Here is a 15802-nt window from a genome sequence, read left to right as displayed (position 1 = left end):
TGATGGGCCCGTCGTCGTGCGCCCTCGAAGGACTGTTCTCATGAACCTCACCGGCCTGCTCCCCACTCTCCTGCGTGATCCCGGCGCGTCCGCCGCCGTGGAGCACGTGCGCGCCCGCGGCTTCGCGGACGTGGTGGGACCGGTTGGCGTGCGCCCGCCCCTGCTGGTGGCCGCGTCCGAACAGCGCCCGCTCGTGGTGGTCACCGCGACGGGCCGGGAGGCTGACGACCTGGCCGAGAGCCTGCGCGGCTACCTCCCGGAGGACCGTGCCGACGAGGTGGCGGTGCTCCCGGCCTGGGAGACCTTGCCGCACGAGCGGCTCAGCCCGCGCGCGGACACCGTGGCCAAGCGGCTGGCGGTGTTCCGCCGGCTGGCCCACCCGGCCGAGGGGCACGGGCAGGCAAGCTCGATCCGGCTCCTCGTGATGCCGGTCCGCGCCCTGTTGCAGCCCGTCGTCGAGGGCCTGGGGGAGCTGGAGCCGGTCCAGCTCGAGATCGGCGCCACGGCAGACCTGACCGACGTCGCCGAACGGCTCACGGCCGCCGCGTACACGCGCGTCGACATGGTGGAGCGGCGCGGCGAGTACGCGGTGCGCGGTGGCATCCTCGACATCTTCCCGCCCACGGAGGACCACCCGCTGCGGTGCGAGTTCTGGGGCGACGAGATCACCGAGATCCGCTGGTTCGCCGTGGCCGACCAGCGCAGCCTCGAGATCGCGGAGCGGGGCCTCTGGGCGCCGCCGTGCCGCGAGATCCTGCTGGACGACGCCGTCCGGCAGCGCGCGGCAGACCTTGTGGAGACCCTGCCGGGTGCGGTCGAGATGCTCGACAAGCTCGCCGCGGGCGTTGCCGTCGAGGGCATGGAGTCGCTGGCCCCGGTCCTGGTGGACCGGATGGTCCCCGTCCTGGAGCTGGTGCCCGACGACGCGCTGCTCGTGGTCAACGAGCCCGAGCGCGTGCGCCGTCGTGCGCACGACCTCGTGGCGACCACCGAGGAGTTCCTTGCCGCCGCCTGGACGGGCGCGGTCGCCGGTGGTGCGACGCCGATCGACCTGTCCGCGGCGTCCTTCGCGACGTTCGCCGAGGTGCGCGAGGTCGCGGCGCGGCGCGGCCTCGGCTGGTGGACCCTGTCGGCGTTCACGCAGGACACGGAGCTCACCTCGTCGGACGACGGCCCGGCCGGCGACGGCGCCGAGGCGGTGTTCACGATCAGCGCCCGGGACGTCGAGTCCTATCGCGGCGACCTTGCGCGGGCGCTGGACGACGTGCACGGGCTGCAGGTCGCGAGCTGGCGGCTCGTGCTGACCACCGAGGGCCACGGGCCGGCCAAGCGGATGACGGAGCAGCTGTCGGCGGCGGGTACCGCGGCCCGGCTGGCGATCTCGCTCGAGGAGGAGCCGGAGCCCGGCGTCGTGCACGTCGTCGCGGGCGGTGTCGGCAAGGGCTTCGTGGCCCCCGAGCTGCAGCTCGCCGTCTTCTCCGAGCAGGACCTGACCGGACGGGCCGGCTCGGGCACGCGCGATATGCGCAAGATGCCCAGCCGCCGCCGGAACGTCGTGGACCCGCTCCAGCTCAAGGCGGGCGACTTCGTGGTGCACGAGCAGCACGGCGTCGGCCGGTTCGTCGAGATGGCGCAGCGCACCATGGGCACCGGCGGCAACCGGGCCACGCGCGAGTACCTCGTGATCGAGTACGCGAGCAGCAAGCGCGGCCAGCCGGGCGACCGGCTGTTCGTGCCCACCGACCAGCTCGACCAGGTCACCAAGTACACCGGCGGGGAGTCGCCGTCGCTGTCCAAGATGGGCGGCGCCGACTGGAAGAACACCAAGGCCAAGGCCCGCAAGCACGTGCGAGAGATCGCGAGCGAGCTGATCCGGCTCTACAGCGCGCGCATGGCGACGCAGGGCCACGCCTACGGCCCGGACACCCCGTGGCAGCGCGAGCTCGAGGACGCCTTCGCCTACGTCGAGACGCCGGACCAGCTCGCGACGATCGACGAGGTCAAGGCCGACATGGAGAAGTCCGTGCCGATGGACCGCCTGGTGTGCGGCGACGTCGGGTACGGCAAGACGGAGATCGCCATCCGTGCCGCGTTCAAGGCGGTGCAGGACGGCAAGCAGGTGGCCATCCTGGTCCCCACCACGCTGCTGGTGCAGCAGCACTTCGAGACCTTCTCCGAGCGGTACACCGGATTCCCCGTCAGCGTGCGGGCGCTGAGCCGCTTCCAGTCGGCCAAGGAGTCCGAGGAGACGCTGGCCGGCCTCAAGGACGGCAGCGTCGACATCGTCATCGGCACCCACCGCCTCATCACCGGCTCCGTCGGGTTCAAGGACCTGGGCCTGGTGGTCATCGACGAGGAACAGCGCTTCGGCGTCGAGCACAAGGAGACGCTCAAGCAGCTCCGCACCAACGTGGACGTCCTGGCGATGTCCGCCACCCCCATCCCGCGCACGCTCGAGATGGCCGTGACCGGCATCCGGGAGATGTCCACGCTGGCCACGCCCCCCGAGGAGCGGCACCCCGTGCTCACCTATGTGGGCGCGTTCGAGGAGAAGCAGATCGCCGCCGCCCTGCGGCGCGAGCTGCTGCGCGAGGGCCAGGTCTTCTACGTGCACAACAAGGTGGAGACCATCCAGCGCACCGCCTCCCGGCTGAACGAGCTCGTGCCCGAGGCCCGCATCGGCGTGGCCCACGGCAAGATGAGCGAGCACCAGCTCGACCAGGTCATCCGCGCCTTCTGGGAGAAGGAGCTCGACGTCCTGGTGTGCACCACGATCATCGAGACCGGCCTGGACATCTCCAACGCCAACACCCTGATCCTGGAGCGCTCCGACATGCTGGGCCTGTCCCAGCTGCACCAGCTCCGCGGGCGCGTAGGCCGCGGGCGCGAGCGCGCGTACGCGTACTTCCTCTACCCGCCGGAGCGCCCCCTCACCGAGACGGCGCACGACCGGCTCGCCACCATGGCCGCCCACACCGACCTCGGCGCGGGCATGCAGATCGCCATGAAGGACCTCGAGATCCGCGGCGCGGGCAACCTGCTCGGCGGCGAGCAGTCCGGCCACATCGCCGGCGTCGGGTTCGACCTCTACGTGCGCATGGTGGGCGAGGCGGTCTCCGCGTTCCGCGGCGACCGTGAGGAGGAGGCCCCCGAGGTCACCATCGAGCTGCCCGTCGACGCCCACCTGCCAGAGTCCTACATCGCCACCGAGCGGCTGCGGCTGGAGGCGTACAAGAAGATCGCCGCCGCGCACGACGCCGCGGCGCTCGCGGAGGTGCGCGCCGAGCTCACCGACCGCTACGGCGCGCTGCCCGAGGTCGCGGGCGCCCTGTTCGACGTCGCCGACTTCCGCAACCACGCCCGCCACGCCGAGCTCACGGACATCACCGCCCAGGGCAAGTACATCCGGTTCGCGCCGGTGAACCTGCCCGAGTCGGCGCAGCTGCGGCTCAAGCGGCTCTACCCGGGGACCATCCTCAAGCCCGCCATCCGGGCGGTCCTCGTGCCGTTCCCGACCACCGCCCGGATCGGCGGCCGGCCGCTGCGTGGGGCCGAGGTGCTGGAGTGGGCCCGGGGCCTCATCGATGCGGTGATTCTGGCCGATGTGGGGGCTGCGGCGAAGGTCAGCGTCGGGGAGCGATGAGCACTCGCCGAGAGACCGACACGGTCGCACTGTGATGGATTGATATCGGCTGCGCCGGGCTGAGTCAATGCCTGGCGCTGGAAATCACCCTGCCGCAAACGTGTCACGGCCTCAGACGTCATAATTCCGCCGCCATTGGCGTTGACGCGCGTGCGCTGTGGACGGTTAAGTTTAGGTGCTGGATCGACAAAATGTCGGTGTTGATATCAAGGGGTGTGTCAATGAGGTCTGTAGTGGAAAACCGTCCGACGAAGAAACTGCTCGTGGCGTGGCTTTTTGCTGTCGCCATGGCGTTCGGAATGGTGGCAGTAGCGGTGCCCAGTGCATCTGCAGCGGCCGCACCGACCGCGTACGAGAAGTGCAACACTACGCGCGAAGTCTACAGCAACCCGGGATACTACCGGATACCCGCCAACGGGTCGGATATCACCTGCTGGCTGGCCTACGACCGGAGTTCTTCAAATCCGGCCGTTACATCACTGCAGGGCCACATCAAGATCTGCTACATCGACACGGGCCGGATTTCATGGAGCGGTGGATTCGCCTTGGATGGTTACTTTGGCGACGACACGTTGACCGCTCTCAAGAGGGTCCAGAACTATCACGGCGTCGGCGCCGACGGTGAATACGGCCCGGCTACTCGCGACGCGATGTTCCTGAGGTGGAGCCAAAACCCCAGCAACGGCGGTCGCACTGGCTGCAGTAACACACACACCTTCTAGTTCTCCCCGCCATCATTACGACGGCGTCGAGCCCCGGTTCAGGTCTCGACGCCGTCGCGGTCGATAGAGGCGCTGGATCGGCGAAGCCTTTCTTAGTCGCCGACCTATTACAGGGGCAAGGCTTCCACGCCGTTCGCCGCAACGGCATCCGCCGCCCAGGATGCTGTGTGTGCTCAGTTGTAGAGCGGGCAGCCGATCGGCGACTGGGCGGGTGAATGGCGGGTTGGATGCGCTCGACCTTTTACTCCTCTGAAGGTCGGGCTGGTCACGAGGTTGACGGGTCTCCGCGTTGACCAGATCACACCTATCGAGGGCGGGCCGACGCGCTGGCCGCGACGTGTCATCGGAGTGCCTGCTCGGATGCAGAGGGCGAGCGGCCGGGGTTGAGATTCTCACGGCATGCTCTATACATATACGACGCCAGCACTACGAAAATCGTAGCGATCGTGCGCGGGTCAGGAGTTGCCGGAGTGGGCCGTGGCCTCATCGACGCCGTGATTCTGGCCGACGTAAGGCTGCCGTTAAGGTCGGTGCTGGCGCCTGGCCTCGGGCGCGGGGCTCGTGGACGTTCGTGAAACTCGGATTCACGGCAACCGAGCCGGACCGTATAGGCTCCACCCGCGTAACCCGCTCATCCTGTTTTGTGGAGGAAACCGCATGGCACTCGGATACCGCGTGCGTGCGGTCATCAGCTCGGTCGCGGCGACAGCCGTGCTCGGTGGGCTGCTGACCGGCTGCTCGATCTATGCTCCCGACGAGCCGACCGAAGCTGCCGAGCAGGTGGAGGTGCACGAGGAGCTGCGCGCCATGCTCCCCGGCGAGCTGCGGGCGGAGTCCACGCGCATTACGGTCGGTACGGAGTCGGGCTACCCGCCCTTCGAGTACACGAACCAGGCCGGCCGCATCGTCGGGTTCGAGATCGACCTGTTCGACGCCGCTTCGGACCGGCTGGGCCTGAAGTACAACTTCCAGGACATGCCCTGGGACTCGTTGGTTGACGAGCTCTATGCGAGTAATGTCGATGCTGTCGCTGCGGCCATGTCGGACACCGCCGAACGTCAGGCTGACTCCGACTTCGTCGACTACTACAACGACAGTGACGCGATCATGGTCCCGGCTGGCAACCCCGAAGGCATCAAGACCCTCAAGGACCTCTGCGGTCGTACGGTCGCGGTCCTGGTCGAGACTACGCAGGCCGCCGCGCTCACCGCGCTGAACGTTGCCCAGTGCCAGACCCAGCCAGTAAACGTGGTCACGTTCGAGACTGACGCCGACGCGCTCGCGCAGGTCCAAGCCGGCAAGGCGGACGCGGAGCTCACCCAATGGTCGACCGGCACCTACAACGCGAAGCAGGTCGGTTCGGGGGATGTTTTTGAGGTGGCGAACACCGAGATCATCAACCCGACGCCGCTCGGCTTCCGGTTCCTCAAGGGCGACGTCGAGCTCGTACGTGCCTATCAGGCCGCGCTGCAGAGCCTGATCGACGACGGAACCTACGGCGAGATTCTCAAGAAGCACGATCTTTCCGAGGGCGCCCTGACGAAGGCCACGGTCAACAACCAGGAGCAGTAGGGCGCCGTCGAACGCCACGTAGAACGGGCCGCCCCACACCTGGGGCGGCCCGTTCTGCTTTGGTCGTGACTCCTGCCGTGAGGCCCGCGCGAAGTTTCGCGAAGGAATAGCGGTCAGTCTAGTGACCGTTACGTGGCGCGTCGGTTAGCCTGGTAACCGAAAGGAGCAGTCATGGCCAGAACATCCCTTCGTACCCGGCGCGATCTCGCCTCGCTAGGCGACCACGTGCGCGCCTGGCGCAAGATCCACGGCCTCACGGCCCAGCTCGTCGCCGACCGCGCGGGCATCACGCGCACCACGCTGCGGGCCCTCGAGAACGGCACCGGGACCGTCAGCCTCGAGAACACGTTCGCGGTGCTGCGGGTGCTCGGCATGGCCGACGCCGTCGTCGGCGCGAGCGACCCGCTCACCACCGAGATGGGCAGGTTCCACGCGGAACGCGCCCTGCCGCAGCGAGTAAGAGTTCCTAACTGAGGAGTGAGCGCCGTTGTCGATACGTGTCGAGGTCGAGCTGCCCGGCGGGGGACAGGCCCGCGCCGGTGACCTCGACATGCACCTCAACCGGGGCGGAGCCCTGGTGGGGTGCACGTTCCGCTATGCCGCCGAGTACCTGCGCGATCCGCGCGCGTACGCACTGTGTCCCGAGCTGCCGCTGACGCCGGGGAACATTCCCTCGGGCAGCGACCGGCCGCTGTTCGGCGTCCTCGCGGACTGCCAGCCGGACCAGTGGGGCCGCACCCTGCTCTTCAACGCGGAGCGGCGCGCGGCGCGCGCGGAGGGCCGCGGCTTCATGACCCTCACCGAGGTGGACTTCCTGCTCGGCGTGCAGGACGAGACCCGCCTGGGCGCGCTGCGCTTCTCGCTCGACGACGGCAAGACATTCATGGGGCCGCCGCGCGCCGAGGTCCCCGACCTGGTGGACCTGCCATCGCTGACCGACGCCGCGGACGCCGTCGCGCAGCACCGGGAGACCGACCACGACGTGAGCCTCCTGGTCGCGGCCGGCACCTCGATGGGCGGCGCCCGGCCCAAGGTGACCGTGAAGGACAGCGAGGGCGACCTGTGGATGGCCAAGCTGCCCGAGAGCAGCGACCGGTGGGACGTGCAGGCGTGGGAGTACCTGACGCTGCGGCTGGCGTCGGACGCGGGCATCGAGGTGCCGGTGGCGCGGCTGCACCGCATCGGCCCGGCCCGGTCCATCCTGCTGACACGCCGCTTCGACCGGCACCCGGACGGCGGCCGGATCGGCTTCCTGTCCGCCGACAGCCTCACGCAGAAGGCGTTCTTCGAGGTCATCGACTACCGGACGCTCGCGGAGACGCTCGCGGACCACTCGGGGCGGCCCGCCACGGACGGGCACGACCTGTTCCGCCGCGTCGCCTTCACGCTGCTCGTGCGCAACGTGGACGACCACATGAAGAACCACGGTTTCCTGCGCCGCGCGGACGGCTGGTCGCTGTCCCCGCTGTTCGACGTGAACCCCAACCCGTTCGCCGTCGTGGAGTCGACGCCGCTACGCCCAGGCGGTAGCCGCATCGACCGGGACGTACGGGCGCTGCTGGCCACCGCGGACTCCTACGGCCTGCGGCACGACGACGCCCGGCGCGTGCTCGCCGAGGTGGCCGCGGCGACGTCGGGCTGGACGCGCATCGCGCGGGACATGTCGCTCCCGCCCGAGGAGATAGCACTGATGGCGGAGGCGTTCGAGAACCCCAACCGGACCGAGGCCCAGGCGGCCTGACCGGCGGGCGGACCGCCCCGAAACACCGCGGGGTTACGCTCGACGGGTGACCAGCAACACCCGGCCCATCGAGGCCTCCATCCGCACGGACTTCCGCGACGAGATGGACTACGGCTCCTACCTGGGCCTGGACGCGCTCCTGTCGGCGCAGCACCCGATGAGCGACCCGCCGCACCACGACGAGCTCCTGTTCATCATCCAGCACCAGACCACCGAGCTGTGGCTCAAGCTGGTGGTGCACGAGCTGAGCGCCGTGCGGCGGTTCCTCGACGCCGACGACCTGTCGCGTGCCCTCAAGGGCCTGGCCCGCGTGAAGCACATCCAGCGCACCATCACCGAGCAGTGGTCGGTCCTGGCGACCCTCACGCCCAGCGAGTACGCGGAGTTCCGGGGCGCGCTGGGGCAGTCCTCGGGCTTCCAGTCGCACCAGTACCGCGCCGTGGAGTTCCTGCTCGGCAACAAGAACGCCGGGATGCTGCAGGTCTTCCGGGACAAGCCCGAGGCGCACGCCCTGCTCGCGCGGCTGCTCGGGGAGCCCACCGTGTACGACGCGTTCCTGCGCCTGCTGGCGCGGCGCGGGCACCCCGTCCCGGCGGAGATCCTGGACCGCGACGTCACGCTGGCCTGGACCGAGCACCCGGAGCTGACCGCCGTCTTCAAGACGATCTACGAGGACCCGCACGCCCACTGGGCGCTGTACGAGGCCTGCGAGGACCTGGTCGACATCGAGGACGCGTTCCAGCTCTGGCGGTTCCGTCACCTGCGCACGGTGCAGCGCACCATCGGCTTCAAGACCGGCACGGGCGGCTCCAGCGGCGTCGGCTTCCTGAAGCGCGCCCTGGACCTGACGTTCTTCCCCGAGCTCATCTCGGTGCGCACCGAGATCGACGGCCCGCTCGGTGCCTGACGGCGGCCGCGCGGCATCCGACAGCGTGTCCGAGACGATCCTGCCGGGTGTCGTCGACCACCACGTGCACCTGGGTCTGGTGGACCGGGCGCTCCTCGCCGACGGTCCGGTCACCGAGGTGCACGACCTGGGCTGGGACCCGCGCGAGTCGACCGCCTGGGCGGCCGCCCCGCCGTCGGGCGTCCGGGTGCGGTACGCCGGACCGTTCCACACCGCGCCCGGCGGGTACCCGACGGGGCGCTCCTGGGCGCCGGCCGCCGCGGTGCGGCACCTCGCCTCGCCGCGTGCCGCCGCTAAGGCGGTGGCCGACGTCGCCGCCGTGGGCGGCTTCGCGGTCAAGGTCGCCCTGCACGCGGGTATGCCCCTTCTGCACGACGACGTCCTGCGCGCCCTGGTCGCGGAGGCGCACTCGGCGGGGCTGCCGGTGCTCGTGCACGCCGAGGGCGCGGGTCAGGCCGAGCGCGCTATCGACGCCGGCGCGGACACGCTGGTGCACGTGCCGTGGACCAACGCGCTGTCCGACGCCGTGATCGCGCGGGCGACGCACATGACCTGGATCTCCACGTTCGCCATCCACGACGGGCTGGGCCGGCCGGTCGCGCTGGAGCGGGTGCTCGACAACGCCCGACGGTTCGTCGCAGCGGGCGGCACGCTCGCCTACGGGACGGACATGGGCAACGGTCCGACGCCGGTCGGGGTGAATGAGCGCGAGATCGAGCTGCTCGGGCGGGTTCTCGAGGGGGCGGCGCTGCTGCGCGCCGTCCTGGGGTCGCCGGACGGCCCCGCGCTCACCGCACCGCTACCCGTCCCCGGCACTGCTGCCGATCTGATCACCTGGCTGAGGGCGGCCCATCGCCTTCAGGGCCTCGTCGGTGATGCCGTGCATCCCGTGGTGAACGTCCATGAACCTGGGCATGACGAATCCTCCTGATCATCACCGTCGTGGCGCAGGCTCTGCTGTCGATCAAGAACTCTTGGTTGCGTATGCGGGGGACGCCCCGAAGTCGACAGTGATGCACGGCTCGTCACCGACGACCCAGGCGTCGTGGCCCGGCTCGACGTGAACTACCTGGTTGGGTCCGGCCTCGCCTTCGGTGCCGTCGTTCATCACCAGGTGCATCCGCCCCGAGAGCACGTAGAGGAAGTGGGGTGACTGGCAGCTGTCCGTGCCTGCGATGGGGCGCACGTGGTCCGACCACCGCCAGCCCGGTTCGAACCGGCCCTTGATCACCGAGTTCCCGGCGACGTTCACAACCTGGGCTTGGCCCTTGTCCGCGAACGGTCGCACTTCGTCCGGCGCGTCGAACCCCTTCGATTCCAGTGAAACCATGAGAAGCCTCCTCGATCGTCGTTGATCGGCGTTTGTCTTCCACCGTACGCCGGGGCGCGCCGTCCAACACTCCGAGCGCCAGACCGGGCCTTTTGTCGGGCTGCTCGGCACGTTCGCAGAACTCTGGCGAAGTAGAACCCACGCCGGGGTGCTACTTCGCCAGAGTCCCTGTCTTGGTCCGTCTCGCTGCAGTGCTACCTCGACGACCTCAGATGGATCAGTTGCGGTTGACCGTGAACGTCGACGTCGTGTTCTCGATGTCGCGGTAGTTGTTGCCGAACGTCAGGCCGTTGAACGTCGCCGATCCGACGGCCGGGCCCTGACCCGCCTCCGGCAGCGGGTTGGCCCAGATGCCGTAACCGGACTTGGCGTCGTACGCGTCACCGCTGCGCTGGGCACCGGTGATCGACGTGTTCGTGAACAGCGTGTCCTGGATCGGGTTGACCGGCTGCCCGCCGATGTACTGGGTCTGGAACATGATCCCGGAGTACGTCGGGTCCACGATGTCGAGGTCGTTCACCCGGATCGCGGTGAACGTCTTCGACGCCGAGAACAGCCACACCGCCGGGAACACCTGGGCGCCCCAGAAGTGCCCGCCGGAGCGCACCACGGAGATGCCCTCGAAGACGGTCGGCGCGGGGCCGAACCCCTCCATCGGGTACCCGAAGTCCAGCGAGCTGATGGTCACGCCCGAGTACACGAGCGTGTCGGCGATGTAGATGTTGCGGAACGTGTTGTCCTGCCCGCCGTAGACGGCCAGGCCCGCGGCCCGCCAGGTGTTCGTGGACGTCAGGTTCTCGAACACGTTGCCGCGCTGGCCGCTGCCCCCGGCGTCGGTCGCTGCGAACAGGGCGAACGAGTCGTCCCCGGTACCCCGCGCCTGGTTGTTGTGCACGTGGTTGTTCGCGCTGCCGTTGGTCATGTTGAGGGCGTCGGCGAACGTGTTGCGGATGCGAGAGTCCTTGATCTCCGAGCTGTCCATGTTGGCCGCCCAGAACATGCAGATCATGTGCTCGACCCAGATGTTGTCGATGGTCATGTCCGAGACGTTCGCGAAGTCGAAGACCTTGCCGGGCCCGTCGATGCGCGACGTGTAGTTGCCGAAGTAGGCGAAGTCCCGGAACGTCGAGCCGTTCGCGGTCCCCTCGGCCCGGAACCCGACGTCGGTGTTCTCCTGCGAGGCCGGCGCGTGGAACCGCGTGAACCAGGGCCCGGCGCCCACGATGTCGACGGCCTTGCCGTAGACCTGGAACTTGCTGGAGGTCTGGTAGTCGCCCGCGGGGAGGTAGACGCCGGCCAGGTTGCCGGTCGTGTCCATCCGGAACCGGTCCAGTGCGTTCTGCACGTCCTGGTGCGTGAACCCGGTGGGCACCACGTACCTGGCGGGGTCCGGGTTGGCCTGCGCTGTCACCTGCTCCAGGTCGACGAAGTCGACCGTGTACGTGCTGGTGTTGCCGGCCGTCTTCTGCAGCCGGATGGTGTGCCCCGCCTGGACCGTGGTGTCGAGCAGCGTGTTGGCCTCGTCGTAGATGTGCCGCGGGGCGCCCTGGCCCGGCTGGTTGCCTGGGCTGGCCTCGTTGCCGTACAGCCACGCGTACCGCGAGGTCAGGTCGATGTTCTTGAGGAACTGACCGTCGACGTAGACGGCGAGGGTGGAGCTGGTGCCCCCGCCACCCGCGGCGTCGGGCATCGAGAAGCGCACCACCAGGGAGTTGGTGGGCGCCCGCGTGGTCCACTCGACGAAGGCGCCGGTCTGGTCGAGCGTGACGGCCTTGCGGCCGGAGGCCTCGCCCGCGAGGTCGCCGACCACCCGGTTCGGCCCGATGGCGTCCGCCCCGCCGCCGGCCACGCCGTCCTCCGCCTCGTAGGTGTCGAACGGCATGTTCGCGCCGCGGCCGATGAACAGCGACTGCGTGACCTCGTTGTTCGCGCGCTTGGCCGCGACCTCCGTCGGGTCGGGAGCCGCGGTGACGGTGACGTCGTACGAGCCGTCGGCGGCCGGCCACGTACCGAGGTTCACGCTCTGGCTGGTGGCGCCTGCCGCGATGGCGCCGGAGACGGAGCCCGTCAGGGTGCGCACCACCGAGCCGGCGGAGTTCTTCACCGTGAGCGTGAGCCCGTGCGCGCCGGACGAGGCCGGGAGCGTGCCCCGGTTCGCGATCGTCGCCGAGAAGGTGACGGTCTCGCCCGCCGCCGGGGTGCTCGGCGTCCACGACACCGTCGGGACCAGGTCGGAGCTGGCGATCTCGGTGACCACCAGCGGATCCGGCCGCGTGTAGCCGTTGTCGCTCTCGGACTGCTCGGCCACGCCGCCCGACGGGTCGGCCACCGCGCCGATCTCGTACGACCCGGCCGGCTGTGCGCCGATGTTCGCGTTGACCGTGGCCTGGGCGCCCGCGGCGAGCGCGCCCACCTGGCCGGTCGCCGCCTCGTCGCCATCGACGGTGAACGAGACGTCGGTAGCCGCAGAGGCCTGCGTACCGATGTTCTTCACGACGGCGGACAGCGTCACGTCGTCCGACTCGGTCGGCGACGCCGGGCTGGCCGTGACACCGGTGACCACGAGGTTCGGGTTCGCCGCGGGCACGCCGAACAGCTGCAGCTCCGCGACCTGGCCGTTGCCCGCCCCCGTGTTCGCGGTGAACCGGAGGCGCACCTCCCGCGCGGTGCCCGTGACCGGGACGGTCACGGTGTTGCCTGTCGCGGGGGAGAAGGCGCGTGCGGCGGACGGCGCGAGCGTGGCCCACGCGTCGCCGGAGCCGGTACGGCCCTGCACCTCGAAGGTCTGGGTCCGCGGCCCCCACGCCGCGGCCGGCGGCAGCTTCACGACGACGTCGCTCAGCTCGGCCGCCGACTCCAGCGTCACCGCGAGCGTGCTCGGGTACTGCCCGCCCGCGCCCTCCCAGTAGGTCGAGGTGTCGCCGTCGTTCGCGTTCGCCGCGACATAGGTCCACTCCGTCGACGACGCCTGGATGGGGCGGCCCGCTGCCAGCTCCGCCCCCTCGACCGGCTCGTCCGGATCGGGATCGGCCCGCGTACCGCGCACCTCGAGCTCCGACAGCTGACCGGCCGGCCAGCCCGTGTTCGCCGTGACGGCCACCCGCACGTAGCGCGCCTCCGTGTTCGGCACGTCGATGGTCACCGTGTTGCCCGACGCCGGGTCGAACCGCCGGTCGGCGCTCGCGGCCAGCGTGGTGAAGGATGCGGCGTCGGCGCCGGCCTGCACCGACAGGGTCTGGGTCCGGGCCTCCCAGGAGGCGGGGAGCTTGAGCACCACCTCCTCGACGGTCGCGCCGCTGCCGAGGTCGATCTGAGCCCACTGCGGGAAGCTGTTGTTGGTCGACTCCCAGTACGTGGCCGGGCTTCCGTCGGTCAGGTTGCCGGCCAGGTAGGGCGCGTTGCTGCTGCTGGCCGCGGCGGGTGCGCCCGCGGAGAGGACGACGGGCGCGGCCGAGGCCGAGACCGGTACGAGCACCGTCGCGGTGAGCGCGGCGGCGGTGAGCACTGACATGAGGCCGGGAGCGAGTCCCGGCCTGAGCGCGTGGCGTGTGGTGGAGCGGAACATCATCGTCCCCGATCTCCCGTCGTCGTCGACGGGTGTCGTCACCAGAGTTGACCTTGGGTACTTGCCATAGATCTGTGCATAAAAACGCAGCCTCTTGTCGAGTTCTTGCGTTCCGATGGCACGGACATTACTGACGGGATCGTTGGGGCGTCAAGGGTTCCGACCGTCCGGCCTGGTAGAGCACGTACGCTCGGGCCGGAACCGAACGACCCTGGAGCACCGTGACCGACTTCTTCTCCTCCGCCGACCTGCCCTCCGGTCTACCTGCCGACCTGCCCGCCGACCTGCCCTCTGGCCTGCGCGAGCGCGCCGCCGCCCTCGACGTCGCCGACCCGCTGGCGGGCTACCGCGACCTCTTCGCCCCGAGCGAGGGTCTGATCGCCTACCTCGACGGCAACTCTCTGGGCCGGCCGCTGGCCGCCACCCGCGAGCGGTTGGCGTCCTTCGTCGACGGGCCGTGGGCCGCGCGCCTGATCAGGTCCTGGGACGAGGGCTGGATGGACGCGCCGACCGAGCTCGGCGACACGCTCGGCCGGGTCGCGCTGGGTGCGGCGCCGGGGCAGACCGTCGTCGCCGACTCCACTACCGTGCTGCTCTACAAGCTGGCCCGCGCCGCGGTCGACGCCCGCCCGGGCCGTCGGGTGATCGTCGCCGACACGGAGAACTTCCCCACGGACCGGTTCGTGCTGCAGGGCATCGCGGCCGAGCGCGGCCTGGAGCTCCGCTGGATCACGCCCGACGCCGAGGCCGGGGTGACCCCCGAGGAGGTCGCGGCCGCCGTCGGGCGGGACACGGCGCTCGTGCTGCTGAGCCACGTCGCCTACAAGTCCGGCTACATCGCCGACCTCCCTGCGATCACGCGGATCGTGCACGACGCCGGGGCGCTCATCCTGTGGGACCTGTGCCACTCGGCCGGCTCGGTCCCGCTGGACCTGGACGCCGACGGCGTGGACATCGCCGTCGGCTGCACCTACAAGTACCTGAACGGCGGGCCGGGCTCGCCCGCCTTCGCCTACCTGGCCGCCGGCCTGCAGGACGAGGTGCGCCAGCCGGTCCAGGGCTGGATGGGGGCCGTCGACCCGTTCGCGATGGGGCCCGACTACGAGCCCGCGACCGGGATCCGGCAGCTCATCAGCGGCACGCCGCCGGTGATCGGGATGCTGCCGATGCGGGACATGCTCGCCCTGATCGACGAGGCGGGCATGCCGGCGGTGCGCGAGAAGTCGCTGGCGCTGACCGGGTTCGCCATCGACGTCGCGGACGAGTATCTGGCCGGGGTGCGCGTGGCCTCGCCGCGCGATCCGGAGCGCCGGGGGAGCCACGTCATGCTCGACCACCCGGACTTCAAGCGGGTCGTCGCCGAGGCTTGGGCGCGCGGCGTCGTGCCGGACTTCCGCCCGCCGCAGGGCCTCCGCGTGGGACTGTCCCCGCTGAGCACAAGCTTCACGGAGGTCGCCGAGGGCCTCTGGACGATCCGAGACCTCCTGGCCTGAGCAATCGACGGTGGGGCCGGGTCAGGCCAGCGAGACCGCCAGGGCGCCAAGGGACTTGAGGGTCTCCTCGGCGGCCTGCTCGTCGTAGCCGCGCGTGCACACGGCGATCACCAGGGCGTCGGGCCCCGGTTCGCCCACGAACGCGACGTCGTGCCGGATGCCGTCCACCCAGCCGGATTTGGAGCCGAACGGGACGGCGCCGGGTTCGCCGGGGGCCGGGACGGCGGCGGTGAGCTGGCGGTCCGTCTGGCGGCCGAGCAGCTCGCACATCCAGGCGGTCCACTCCGGGCCGGCGAGCCGGCCCGTGACCACCGCGGACATGAGCAGGCACAGGTCGGCCGCCGTCGTGCGGTGCGAGGCACCCGCCTGCTCCGCGGCCAGGTCGGAGTACTTGCGGCCGAAGACCGAGCGGGTGGCCCCGGCGTCGGCCAGGGCCTGGTTCACGGCCGCCAGCCCCACGCGCTCCGCGACGATGTTGGTCGCCTCGTTGGAGGAGACGGTGATCATGCGGTCGAGCACGTCGCCCAGCGGCATCGGGGTGCCGTCGGGCGGGAGGCCGCCGTCGACGTCGTCGGGCTCGATCGTGTACTCGCCCGCGCCGGGGACCTGCGAGGTGAAGGTCCGGGTGGCGGTGCAGGCCTCGTCCAGGCTCGCCGTCCCGGCGTCGAGCTCGCGCGCGGCCGCGACCAGCACCGCGAGCTTCACGGTGGAGGCCGCGTAGAAGTCCAGGTCGTCCTGGCGCGCGGCGAGCACCTCGCCCGACGCCCGCGCGATCCGGTAGGCCACCACCGGCACCCCGTCGCTGTGCGTCCCTGTCGACACCATGCGC

11 protein-coding genes are annotated in these 15802 nt (G+C 70.3%); 8 read left to right on the top strand and 3 right to left on the bottom strand.

Going from position 1 to position 15802, the window contains the following annotated elements; translation table 11 throughout:
- The first annotated feature begins 40 nt into the window (after window positions 1-40).
- From mfd to C8K30_RS26900, 7 genes are all read left to right on the top strand, one after another.
- The gene (gene mfd / locus C8K30_RS26930; RefSeq protein ID WP_108495976.1) at window positions 41-3643 is read left to right on the top strand and encodes a transcription-repair coupling factor; all 3603 of its coding nucleotides are present in this window, start codon (window positions 41-43) and stop codon (window positions 3641-3643) included.
- A gap of 233 nt (window positions 3644-3876) precedes the next feature.
- Window positions 3877-4365 carry a peptidoglycan-binding domain-containing protein gene (locus tag C8K30_RS26925; RefSeq protein ID WP_233257500.1) on the top strand — a complete coding sequence of 163 codons (489 nt, stop codon included), beginning with the start codon at window positions 3877-3879 and terminating at the stop codon, window positions 4363-4365.
- Between the two features lie 657 nt (window positions 4366-5022).
- Window positions 5023-5937 carry an ABC transporter substrate-binding protein gene (locus C8K30_RS26920; protein ID WP_108495974.1) on the top strand — a complete coding sequence of 305 codons (915 nt, stop codon included), beginning with the start codon at window positions 5023-5025 and terminating at the stop codon, window positions 5935-5937.
- A gap of 171 nt (window positions 5938-6108) precedes the next feature.
- Entirely contained in the window at window positions 6109-6411 is a 303-nt protein-coding gene (locus tag C8K30_RS26915; protein WP_108495973.1) for a helix-turn-helix transcriptional regulator, read from the top strand.
- Window positions 6412-6424: 13 nt separating this feature from the next.
- The gene (locus C8K30_RS26910; RefSeq protein ID WP_108495972.1) at window positions 6425-7678 is read left to right on the top strand and encodes a type II toxin-antitoxin system HipA family toxin; all 1254 of its coding nucleotides are present in this window, start codon (window positions 6425-6427) and stop codon (window positions 7676-7678) included.
- 103 nt (window positions 7679-7781) lie between these two features.
- Window positions 7782-8585 (top strand): tryptophan 2,3-dioxygenase family protein, encoded by an 804-nt coding sequence (locus tag C8K30_RS26905; RefSeq protein WP_233257512.1) that lies wholly within the window; start codon window positions 7782-7784, stop codon window positions 8583-8585.
- A 25-nt stretch (window positions 8586-8610) separates the two neighbouring features.
- Entirely contained in the window at window positions 8611-9516 is a 906-nt protein-coding gene (locus C8K30_RS26900) for an amidohydrolase family protein (protein ID WP_108496053.1), read from the top strand.
- 33 nt (window positions 9517-9549) lie between these two features.
- Here the strand turns inward: C8K30_RS26900 and C8K30_RS26895 are convergent, their stop codons facing one another.
- Window positions 9550-9915 (bottom strand): cupin domain-containing protein, encoded by a 366-nt coding sequence (locus C8K30_RS26895; protein WP_108495970.1) that lies wholly within the window; start codon window positions 9913-9915, stop codon window positions 9550-9552.
- 217 nt (window positions 9916-10132) lie between these two features.
- Complete coding sequence (locus tag C8K30_RS26890) at window positions 10133-13522, bottom strand: discoidin domain-containing protein (RefSeq protein ID WP_233257499.1); 3390 nt, start codon at window positions 13520-13522, stop codon at window positions 10133-10135.
- Between the two features lie 179 nt (window positions 13523-13701).
- On the opposite strand from C8K30_RS26890, the gene C8K30_RS26885 reads away from it, so the two are divergent.
- Entirely contained in the window at window positions 13702-14973 is a 1272-nt protein-coding gene (locus tag C8K30_RS26885; protein ID WP_369941399.1) for a kynureninase, read from the top strand.
- A gap of 21 nt (window positions 14974-14994) precedes the next feature.
- Here the strand turns inward: C8K30_RS26885 and C8K30_RS26880 are convergent, their stop codons facing one another.
- A complete protein-coding gene (locus C8K30_RS26880) occupies window positions 14995-15798 on the bottom strand; it encodes a serine hydrolase (protein ID WP_108495969.1) in 804 nt (267 codons plus the stop codon).
- Window positions 15799-15802 lie beyond the last annotated feature (4 nt).

The sequence above is a fragment of the Promicromonospora sp. AC04 genome (assembly GCF_003058225.1).
Classification (GTDB): Bacteria; Actinomycetota; Actinomycetes; order Actinomycetales; family Cellulomonadaceae; genus Promicromonospora.
The sequence above is the reverse complement of the archived record's forward strand: the minus strand, read 5'-3'. Positions and strand labels throughout refer to the sequence as shown.